Here is a 9,721-nt window from a genome sequence, read left to right as displayed (position 1 = left end):
CCGCATCCCGCAGGCGGATCCGCCGCCACGGCCGCCACAATGCCGTGATCGCCGCGGGCGGCGCGCCCGGCAGCTCGCGGCGGTCGAACAGATGCGCGGCCAGCAGGATCACGCCCTGGGCCAGCGGCGCGGGCACCCCGGCCGCGTCGTCGGCCAGCCCCGCGCGACAGGTCACGCGCAGCCGCTCCGCCGCACCCGGCCGGGTCAGCCGCACCCATCCCGTGCCCGCGGCATCGATATCGATCGCATAGGCATCGGCCGCCAGCGGCGCGGCCGTGCCATCGTCCGCCAGCGCCTCGACCCCCGTGATCGCCACTACCGGCGCGTGCGCCAGCGGCTGCCAGTCGCGCGCCGCCCGAAGCGTCTCTGCCGCCTCGCGCTGCACCAGCACGGTCCCGGTGAACGCCTCGCACAATGCGGTCGCGGTCGCGATCAGCCGCGCCAGCAGCGCGTCCTCGCCGCTCCCCTCCAGGCGCAGATACGCCTTCGCTTCTTCCAGCGTCATATGTTGCCTCCCCCTATCCGCCGACCGCGATCGCCAGCCCGCGCGGACTCGTCGCCCGTCCGCGGCTCCACGCGCCGGGCGAGTCGAAGCGCGCGCTGAACGCGCCGCCCAGCTTGCCGATCGTGCAATCGAACCACAGCGGCCCGCTCGCGCCGCTCACGCTGCGCAGCGGCGGCGCTGCGTCGGGGAGCAGCCCGGCATGATATCGCACCACGCCGCCGGTGCGGGTGATCCACGCGATATCGGCGCGGACCGCCTCCAGCGGCACATGGGCGCCGCTCTCGAAGACATGGGCGAACCCCTCGTAGAGCCAGATCGCAAAGCTGATCGCGCCAAAGCCGTCATCGCCCAGCGGCGCCGCGCTGACGCCAAACAGGAACGAGTTGCCCGGGCTCAGAGTCTGCGCCCGCAGCGCGAAGTCGCCGGCGATCGGGGCGGCGGCGGCAGCGGCGGCATCATAGGAACCGTCGCTTCCGCCCGCCTTCTCGATCCGCCAGCTTCCCCCGGCCAGCGCGGTCACCGCCGTGTTGGCGCCCGCCGCGATCGCGACCATCAGTAGAGCGCCACGATGTCGGCGGCGGTCGTGCCCGTGGCCCGCACGATGCGCGCGCGCACCGGAAGGATGCTGCCGCCGGGCACATTGGCCAGCGTCACCGGGCCGCCGCCCCCGGCCGGCTCGATCGAAACGTCGCCGCCGGTGCCGACATACAGCCCCTTCGGGATCATGCTCAGCGCATCGCCGTCATGCGGCGTCACCGCCGCGCAGCGCGTCGCCGGTGCCGAGACCTGGTCGGCCCGGTTCTGGAAATCATCGCTCATAGAAATATCCTCCGAGCCTGCCCCGGCGAAGGCCGGGGAACCGGGAGGGGAACCATCGCGAGGCGATGGTGGAGGGGGCCCGCCGCAAGCGGGCGCCCTCTCCCCTCGGGTTGAAAGACGCGTTGCAGCCGGCTCAGCTCGCGCTGAACTTCATGACCTTGATCGCCTCGCTGTTGGTCACCGCGCCGCCGACGCGCTTGGTGGCGTAGAAGTGCACGAACGGCTTGTTGCTGTACGGATCGCGCAGGATCTGCGTCTCGCCGCGCTCGACGATCAGATAGCCGGCCTTGAAGTTGCCGAACGCGATCGACAGCGAATTGGCCGCGATGTCGGGCATGTCCTCGGCCTCGACCACCGGATAGCCGAGCAGGGTCGCCGGCTGGCCCGAAGCGATGCCCGGCTGCCACAGGAACGCGCCGTCGCTGGTCTTGAACTTGCGGATCCGCGCCAGCGTCGCCGAGTTCATCACGAACACCGCGCCCTGGCGATAGGGCGGCCGCAGCGCCTGGACCAGGTCGATCAGTCTCTCCTCGGGGTTCGCCGCGAATGCGCCCGACGCGCCCGACGCGACATGCTGCAGCGTGCCGAACGCGCGGGCCCCGTCACCCGTCGCCGCGGTGGCATAGGCCAGGAAGCCCCTGGGCTTGTTGGTGCCGTTGCCGCTCACGAACGCCGCGCCCTCGGCCCGGGCGAACTCGCGGGCGATCTCGTCGGCGAGCCATGCCTCGACGTCGAACGCCGCGTCGTCGAGCATCGTCTGGCTCGCCGCGGGGTTGGCGTAGAGGTCGCCCATCGGCGGCGCGATCTCGTTGAAGGTCGCGGTCGCGGTCTCGTCGCGATCGCCGGTCTCGGCCGCCCAGCCCGAGGGCGTGCCGCCCGACGCGACGAGCTTGCGATAGCCCGCGCTGCCCACCGTCACCACATTGGCGATCGCGCGGATCGGCGAGATGCTCGCCAGCGTGCTGTCGACCAGCGCGTCGATCTCGCGCGGGATGGCATAGCCGCCCGCCGCATCGCTCGCCCCCGACATCGCCTTCATCTCGAGCGCGCCCGCGCCACTGCGCAGAAAGCCCTCGAACGCCGCGCCATTCGGCGCCCGCGCCCCCTCCAGCACCGGCCGCGCCATCGGCACGCCCGCACCCTCGATCGCCTCGAACGACTGTTCGAGGACGTCTGCCTTCGTTTCCATGAGTGTCTCCCGTTCCAATAAAGATCCTCCCCGGAACGGGGAGGGGGACCATGCCGCAGGCATGGTGGAGGGGGCCCGCCACGCGCGAACCCCATCGTTTCTTCAGTCGGCCGTCAAAGCCCCCGGTTTGAAAAGCGCTACGGCGCCCGCCTGAGCACGCTGATCAACTATCACACGAGTCGGTTCGGACCGGATCCGGGCTTCATCTTCACCTCGGACTGTCGTCGCGGCAGAGGCTCTAGCGAGCAGCAGGATCGCGCTCAGGCCAAGGCGATTGATCGTTTCGACACGACGCTTTCCGACCTCGAACGGCGTTTCGGACCGAAAAGGTAGATCGCCCTATGCGTCACTCGCCACCGCATGCACCCGCGCCAGCGTCTGCATCGGCCGCGCCACCAGGCTGACCTCGCACAGCTCGACATCGCGCAGCTCGCGCCAGCGCCCGTGCCGCGCGTCGCGCACGCGATATCCGAAGCTCAATCCCGTCACCGCGCCCTTCGCCACCAGCCCGGCCAGCTCGGGCGCATCGATCCGGCCCGTCACGCGCAACCCCCGCGCGTCCTCGCCGATCGCCTCGATCACGCCGACCGGTTCGCCGCGATGCTGCCACAGCAGCGGCACCCGCCGCACCCGCACCCCGCCGAACGCCCCCTTGCGGATCACGTCGCCGCCCCGGTCGGGCGCATCGAACACCGCCGCATAGCCCGCGAACCGGGTCACTTGCCCAGCCCCCAGAAACCGAGCTTCACCGCCAGTCCGATCACCACCAGCGCCAGCAGCATGCGCACCACCCACCCCGCCACGGCCTTCACCGCCGATCGCTTGGCGTCGCGCCATGCGCCGAGCAGCTCGCGCAGCTCGCCCATGTCCTTGGCCGCTTGCGGATCGTCCAGCCCCAGCCGCGTCAGCGCGCGGCTCGCGCCCAGCTCGCCGGCCTCCTCTGCGATCGCGCGCAGCGTCGCCAGGTCCGCGCCGTCGGCCGCCGCCTGCGCGATCAGCTGCGCCAGCAGCCGGCCGTTGACCGGGGCGTTCATCGCGCCAGCCCCAGCATCGCGCGCTTCTCCTCGGCCGTCAGGAAATCCGCCGCGCTCACGCTGCGCCACAGCCGCTCGCGGTCCTCCGCCATCGCCGGCACCTTGTCGACCGCGACCCACAGCCGCGCGCCCGCGAACCAGGGCGACAGCCCCTGCGCCAGCTCGGTCAGGATCTTCCCGGCAAGCGGCAGGATCGTCAGCCGCCACACCGCCTTGTTCGCCTCGCGATAATTGGCGTAGCTGTTGTCGCCAGGCAGACCCAGCAGCATCGGCGGCACGCCGAACGCCAGCGCGATCTCGCGCGCCGCCGCCGCCTTGAGGCCGACGAAATCCATGTCCGCCGGGGTCAGGCTCATCGCCTGCCATTTGAGCCCGCCCTCCAGCAGCATCGGCCGCCCGGCATTGGCGGCGCCGGCGAACGCCGCCTCCATGTCCGCCTTCAGCCGCTCGAACTGCGCCGGCGCCAGCGCGCTGCCGTCGCCCGGGTCGTAGACCAGCGCACCCGAAGGCCGCGCCGCATTGTCGAGCAGCGCCTTGTTCCACCGCGTCGCGGCATTGTGGATCGCGATCGCCCCGCTCGCCGCGGCCAGGCAGCCAAGGCCATAATGATCGTCCACCGGGTTGAACGCCTTCAGGTGGATCACTTGCGGCCGCCCCGCGGCATCCTCGGCGGCGATCCGCGTCACGCTCCCGCCCACGCGATAGCGATAGGCGGCGGGCCAGCCGCCCGCATCGGTCTCGACGCTCACCCGCTCGGGCCTCAGGGGAAACAGCTCGCTCACCCCGCCGGCACCGTCGCCCAGGATCTGCACGAACGCGTTTCCGTGCAGCAGCAGCTGCGCCGCCAGCGTCTCGGTCAGCGCCTGCCCCTGGCTGCGCGCGCTCGCCAGCGCGAGCAGCGCGGGAGCGGAGGCTTCGACCGGTGCGTCCGCCACGGCTTCGGCGACGATCTTCACCGCGCGCTGCGCCACCGGGTTGGCGGCATAGCCCTCGCGCACCTGTGCCTCATAGCTTTGCGGCCAATCGCCGAGCACCCCCGCCGCGCCGTGCGCGCGCGTCAGCGCCGGCCGCGACGCATCGCGCCGCTTCCCGAACCAGTTCATCGCTATCTCCCGAAAGCCCGTGCGAGCCGTCAGCGGCCCGCTATTTCCTGCCAAACCAGATCACGTGCCGCGGCCCCTTGCCGTTCTGGCGCGCACGGACCGCCACTTCCTCGACGGCAAATCCAACCTCGCGCATCCGCCGCGCGAACTTCGCATCCGGCCCCGCCGACCACACCGCCAGCACCCCGCCCGGCCTCAGCGCCGCCTTCGCCGCGCGCAGCCCGTCGAACGTATAGAGCCGGTCGTTCGCCAGCCGCGTCAGCCCGTCCGGCCCGTTGTCGACGTCGAGCAGGATCGCATCATACGCCCCCCGCGCCGCGCCGATCGCCGCCCCGACATCGCCCATCACGATTTCCGTCCGCGGATCGTCCAGGCACCCGGCGGCGAGCTGCGCCATCGGCCCGCGCGCCCACTCGATGATCTTGGGCACCAGCTCGGCGACCACCGCCTTGCCCTGCGGCCCCAGCCGCGCGAGCGCCGCGCGCAGCGTGAACCCCATGCCATAGCCGCCGATCAGCAGCTGCGCGGCTTCCGGCGTCTTCAGCCGCTCGAGCGTCATCTCCGCCAGCGCCTCTTCCGATCCGCTCATCCGGCTCGACATCAGCTCGTTGCGGTCGAGCACGATCATGAAGTCGCCCCCGCGCCGGAACAGCCGCAGCGGATCGCCGCCGGGCACCTGCGCCACGTCGATCAGCTCGCGCGGGGTCAATTTCCGGTCCTCATCGCCTCGCCCATAGCGCGCCCTCCGCTCAGGGCCAGCAAAAGCGCAGCTCGGTCTCGCCGGCCGGGGCGCCGTCGGCGTGGAAGCGCCGCTCGGCGATCCGCCCGCGGCCGCCCGCGTCCACCGTCACCACGGTGCTGCACCGCGTGCCGTAGACGGGGCCGCGGATGAACACCGGCGAGTTGACCGGCTCGAACCCGTCCGCCTCGTCCTCTCGCGGCGCCCCCGCCGGCCGCTCGTCGGCGAGCGCGGCGAACAAGGGCGCGATGTCGTCGCCGCCCGCGCTCAGCCAGCTCGCCATCCCCGCCTGCAGCCGCAGCGTCTTGGGCCACAGCGTGTCGAGCAGCCCGTTCGACAGGCCGTGCATCCCCGCGCCCAGCGGCCGCCGCAGCGGCGCGGGCCGGTTGGTCAGGTACATCGGCCCCTCGGGCTCCACCGCGATCAGGTTGAACGGGTTATACGCATCGAGATCCTCGGGCTCCGCCCCGGCGAGCATGTCCGTCACCAGCGCCCCGCGCGACGCTTTCGCCGCGTCAGGCGCCGCGCCGCGGACGTTGGTCACCGCCGCGAGCCGCCCGTCCTCGTTCACGCCCAGCCAGGTCCCGCCCGCGAGCAGATCGCGTCCGGCGATGACCGGGACCGCCCTGGGCTTGGCTGCCATCCACCGCCCCAGCGGCGCCGCGGGCCGGTCGTGCCGCTCGTCGCGGTTTCCCGCCGCCACCAGCCGCCATCCGGGATGCGCATGCCACGCCAGCGCCAGAACACACATGCGCCAAGGCTAGCCGCTGCCGCCCCCCGCGCAAAGCCGGTTCGGCGCGCGCTTCCCGCTCTCCGGCGCAACGCTCAGCCAGGGCCGGGCGCAGCCTCCCCGGGCAGCGTGCGCGCCCATTCGGCAAGGTCGGCCAGCGCGATCGCGCTCGAGAACTCGATGCCGACCCGGTCTTCCTTCATCCACCGCACCCGGCCGGACAGCGGCGGGAGCCGCTCGACCATCAGCTCGACCGCGGCCTCCATCTCCATCGGGAGGTCGCTCTGGATCTTCGCCCCCTTCTGCGAAAGGTCGATCAGCTCGACGATGTGCCACATCACCCCGACGCGCAGCCTGGCGCGGCGGCCCACCGTCAGGCGCGGCCCGCGCGGCATGCCTTCCGCCCCCAGCGGCTGGTTGTGGTTGAGATAGGCCCCGACGTCGATCGGCGCGTCGAACGCGACGCCGGCATTCCGCTCCTTGACCCAGCAGATCCGCCCGCTGACCGGCTCGCATCCCTTGGGCTCGACGCGCACCGCGATCCCCATCTCGAACGGCGCATAGGTCTCCAGCATCAGCCCGCCTGCGCCGATGTTGCGGATCAGGCACAGATGCTGCGCGCCGCCGTCGGTGACGACGCGGGCCACCCGGAACAGCGTGGTGAAGCGCTGGTCGGCGCGTTGATCGAATGCAGCGCTCCATTCCGGCGCATCCGCAGAACCTCGCACGGGCAAACCTCCCGCGAGCATCGACTACCGGTGCAGGGAAACTGCTCGCCGCCCCCCTCCGGCCCCCCGCAACCTGTCATGCCGCTTCAGGGCTAACGAAAACCTGCCGAAGATGCTTAATTTCGTCCGCATCTCGCCGCCGACCCTTTCTAGCCCTCTCCCGCTTGCGGGAGAGGGTTGGGTGAGGGCCTTCTTCTTCACTTGCGCGAGGCCGCAAGCGCGGCGCCTACCACCTCAAGCACACCCTCCAGATTCTCCAGCACCTCGTGATTCCAGAAGCGGAGGATGCGAAAGCCCTTCGCTTCCAGAAACGCCGTGCGCCGCGCATCCCTCATCTCGTTGTGCTGCCCGCCATCGAGCTCGACGATCAGCATCGCTTCCAGACATGCGAAGTCGGCGACGTGCGGCCAGATCGAGTGCTGAAACCGGAATTTGAACCCACCGAGCTGCCGGTTGCGCACCGCCTGCCAGAAACGGTCTTCGGCGTCGGTCCGATCACGCCTCAATTTGGCGGCATGCGGGCTGATCTTGCGGCGAACCGGACGCATGGCTGCAGCGTAGAAGAAAGGCAGAGTAGAAGAAAGAAGACCCTCACCCAACCCTCTCCCGCAAGCGGGAGAGGGCTAGAAGGAATGAATGCTACTGCCCCGCTACCCCAATCCCCTCACCCCCGCGCCCCGCCTGCGCCCCAGCATCAGCTCGGTCAGCGCCCACACCAGCGCGTCGGCGCGATCGGGCGACCGGCCCGGCCCCTCATAGCCGCCCCCCGCCGCCAGCCCGCACAATTCGTCCTCCAGCGCGGGGAAGCGCCCGGCGTGCTTCACCCGCCCCGCCTCGTACAATGCCGCCACCGGCTCGGCGCGCGCCGCCTTGCCGCGGCTGGCATGGACCAGCTTCAGCGGCAGCGTCACGTCCGCCGCGCGCAGCACGCTGCGCACCATGTCGCCGCCCTGGTTCTTCTCCGCCACCACCTTGTCGGCGCTGTGCCGCGCGGCGCATCTCGCCACCGCGCGCGCCCAGCCCTCGGGCGACAGCCCCGTCACGCTCGCATCCGCGATGACGTGGCCGACGTCCGCCGCATCCAGCGCCACCGCGACGATCCCGCACGCGTCGCCCTCGGCGCTCGCCGGGGGATCGACCCCCACCACCACGCGCACGATATCGCGGGGCTTCCTCCCCCGGCATGCCTCGATCATCGCGCGCGTCCACAGCGCGCCCGCGACATCGTCGATCAGCTCGCCGTCCAGCTCCTGCCGCCCCAGCCGGGTGCCGCCATATTCGGCCTCCATCGCCTCGACGAAGCTGGCCGGCAGATGCGGGTTGTCGCGCGTCCGCCCCTGCGTCTCGACCGCGGCGGGCAGCGTCATCACGCGCCGCATCAGCTGCGTCCCCCGCGGCGTCGTCGTCACCAGCACGCGCGGCCGCTCGCCCAGGCGCAGGCCCATCAGCAGATTGTCCCACGCCGCCTCGCCGCCGCGCCCCCATTTGCCCAGCTCGTCGCACCACGCCAGATGGTGCTCGGGCCCGCGCAGCCCCTCGGGCGAATCCGCCGAATAGGCAAAGGCGACCGCGCCCGAGGGAAATGCGAGCTCGCGCGTGCTCGCCCGCCACACCGGCCGCCGGTCCGCGCGCGCGGTGGCGATCAGCCCCGATTTGCCCTCGATCATCACCCGCCGCACCTCGTCCAGCGTCGCGCCGACCAGCGCGAAGCGCCCGTCCGGCATGGTGCGCGCCAGCTCGCTCACCCACTCGCTCCCCGCGCGCGTCTTGCCGAAGCCGCGCCCGGCGCGGATCAGCCACACCCGCCAGTCGCCCGGCGGCGCGATCTGCCCGCCATGCGCCCAGGCCCGCCAGCGCGCATTGAACTCACGCCGCATCGGCCCCGTCATCGCGCGCAGCGCGATCCCGCGTTCGTCCTCGGGCAGCGCGATCAGGCGGTCGATCATCGCATCGACATGCGCGTCCCCGCTCATCGCGCATCCTTTCGCGCATCTTCCAGCAGGGGAACCGGCCCCGCCGCCACCTGCCCGGCCGCGTCGCGCGCGCGCCGCGCCTCGATCTGGCGCAGCTTGGCGAGCAGAACCTTGTCGGTCTCCTCGGGCGCCGCGAACACGGGAGGGCGATTCCTGCGCGGCTTGCCCGCGGCATTACGGTGCATACCCAGCAGCCGCAGCGCCGCCTCCAGGTCGATCGTGCCCAGCGTGCTATCGACACCGCACATCAACGGGTCCTTGGGTCCGCCGCCCGCCAGCACATGTCCGATCACCCGCGTCTCGAGCATCTGGTAGCCGAGCGTCACCGCTTCTTCCCACTGCTCCGCGAACTGCGGCTCGCGCCGGCGCAGCGCATAGACCGATCCGGGAATCACCCCGATCACCGCCGCTGCTTCCTTGACGTTGCACGTCGCCGCCAGATGATCGAGGAACGTCGCACGCATCGCCTGGGTCCAGCGCACCCATTTGCGCTTCGGCTCGAATGGCGCGTGTACGGGGTCGGTATAGGCGCGCCGCGTTCCCATCTCGCTCTCCTCAAATGAAGAGGGCCGGAAGGCGTCGCCGCCCCGGCCCGAACTCCCGATTTGCAAACCTGCCCGCGGAAGGAAGCGTCGCACGGCCATCGCCGCGACTCGCAATTCTTCAGCGTTCCTGTTTTGTACCTGATGAGCGTGACGATGTCAAGCACAATTATCCTATTTGGTTCGGCGCCGACGAAAATTCCGGTTCGCACCGGGATCCTTTCCCGCGCCTGACCCGCCGGAAGGGTGAGGGCGGCCCGCCGCGCGCACCGGGACAGATCGACATTCAGGATGATGAGTTCACGCGGAAGCGCGGAGGCGCGGAGGCGCGAAGAGGTGATTCTGCGCGTCAGCGCCTT

General features: G+C 71.3%; 13 protein-coding genes. All 13 read right to left on the bottom strand.

What is annotated here, in order from left to right; translation table 11 throughout:
• On the bottom strand, positions 1 to 505 hold a 505-nt coding region (locus VGD28_RS10735), incomplete at its 3' end, for a head-tail connector protein (RefSeq protein WP_331028340.1).
• Positions 506 to 518: 13 nt separating this feature from the next.
• Positions 519 to 1,058, bottom strand: a complete 540-nt coding sequence (locus VGD28_RS10730) for a hypothetical protein (RefSeq protein WP_331028339.1) — start codon at positions 1,056 to 1,058, stop codon at positions 519 to 521.
• On the bottom strand, positions 1,058 to 1,324 hold the full coding sequence (locus VGD28_RS10725) for a spike base protein, RCAP_Rcc01079 family (protein ID WP_331028338.1): 267 nt from the start codon (positions 1,322 to 1,324) through the stop codon (positions 1,058 to 1,060). Before VGD28_RS10725 ends, VGD28_RS10730 begins: the two co-directional genes overlap by 1 nt.
• 133 nt (positions 1,325 to 1,457) lie before the next feature.
• Positions 1,458 to 2,513: a phage major capsid protein gene (locus tag VGD28_RS10720; RefSeq protein WP_331028337.1), complete on the bottom strand. Its 1,056-nt coding sequence runs from the start codon at positions 2,511 to 2,513 to the stop codon at positions 1,458 to 1,460.
• Positions 2,514 to 2,852: 339 nt separating this feature from the next.
• Positions 2,853 to 3,233, bottom strand: coding sequence for an HK97 family phage prohead protease (locus tag VGD28_RS10715; RefSeq protein WP_331028336.1), 381 nt, complete (start codon positions 3,231 to 3,233; stop codon positions 2,853 to 2,855).
• Positions 3,230 to 3,547 (bottom strand): DUF6127 family protein, encoded by a 318-nt coding sequence (locus VGD28_RS10710; RefSeq protein WP_331028335.1) that lies wholly within the window; start codon positions 3,545 to 3,547, stop codon positions 3,230 to 3,232. The genes VGD28_RS10715 and VGD28_RS10710 overlap by 4 nt, the downstream gene beginning before the upstream one ends.
• Positions 3,544 to 4,650: a phage portal protein gene (locus VGD28_RS10705; RefSeq protein ID WP_331028334.1), complete on the bottom strand. Its 1,107-nt coding sequence runs from the start codon at positions 4,648 to 4,650 to the stop codon at positions 3,544 to 3,546. Before VGD28_RS10705 ends, VGD28_RS10710 begins: the two co-directional genes overlap by 4 nt.
• Before the next feature lie 40 nt (positions 4,651 to 4,690).
• The gene (locus VGD28_RS10700; RefSeq protein ID WP_331028333.1) at positions 4,691 to 5,359 is read right to left on the bottom strand and encodes a spermidine synthase; all 669 of its coding nucleotides are present in this window, start codon (positions 5,357 to 5,359) and stop codon (positions 4,691 to 4,693) included.
• A gap of 40 nt (positions 5,360 to 5,399) precedes the next feature.
• Positions 5,400 to 6,140 carry an NRDE family protein gene (locus VGD28_RS10695; RefSeq protein ID WP_331028332.1) on the bottom strand — a complete coding sequence of 247 codons (741 nt, stop codon included), beginning with the start codon at positions 6,138 to 6,140 and terminating at the stop codon, positions 5,400 to 5,402.
• Positions 6,141 to 6,214: 74 nt separating this feature from the next.
• Positions 6,215 to 6,847 (bottom strand): PilZ domain-containing protein, encoded by a 633-nt coding sequence (locus VGD28_RS10690; protein WP_331028331.1) that lies wholly within the window; start codon positions 6,845 to 6,847, stop codon positions 6,215 to 6,217.
• Between the two features lie 197 nt (positions 6,848 to 7,044).
• Complete coding sequence (locus VGD28_RS10685; protein ID WP_331028330.1) at positions 7,045 to 7,395, bottom strand: endonuclease domain-containing protein; 351 nt, start codon at positions 7,393 to 7,395, stop codon at positions 7,045 to 7,047.
• 102 nt (positions 7,396 to 7,497) lie between these two features.
• Positions 7,498 to 8,820, bottom strand: coding sequence for a DNA-packaging protein (locus tag VGD28_RS10680; RefSeq protein WP_331028329.1), 1,323 nt, complete (start codon positions 8,818 to 8,820; stop codon positions 7,498 to 7,500).
• The gene (locus VGD28_RS10675; RefSeq protein ID WP_331028328.1) at positions 8,817 to 9,365 is read right to left on the bottom strand and encodes a hypothetical protein; all 549 of its coding nucleotides are present in this window, start codon (positions 9,363 to 9,365) and stop codon (positions 8,817 to 8,819) included. Before VGD28_RS10675 ends, VGD28_RS10680 begins: the two co-directional genes overlap by 4 nt.
• Positions 9,366 to 9,721: the final 356 nt, after the last annotated feature.

The organism is Sphingomonas sp. (assembly GCF_036402235.1).
Lineage (GTDB): Bacteria > Pseudomonadota > Alphaproteobacteria > Sphingomonadales > Sphingomonadaceae > Sphingomonas.
The sequence above is the reverse complement of the archived record's forward strand: the minus strand, read 5'-3'. Positions and strand labels throughout refer to the sequence as shown.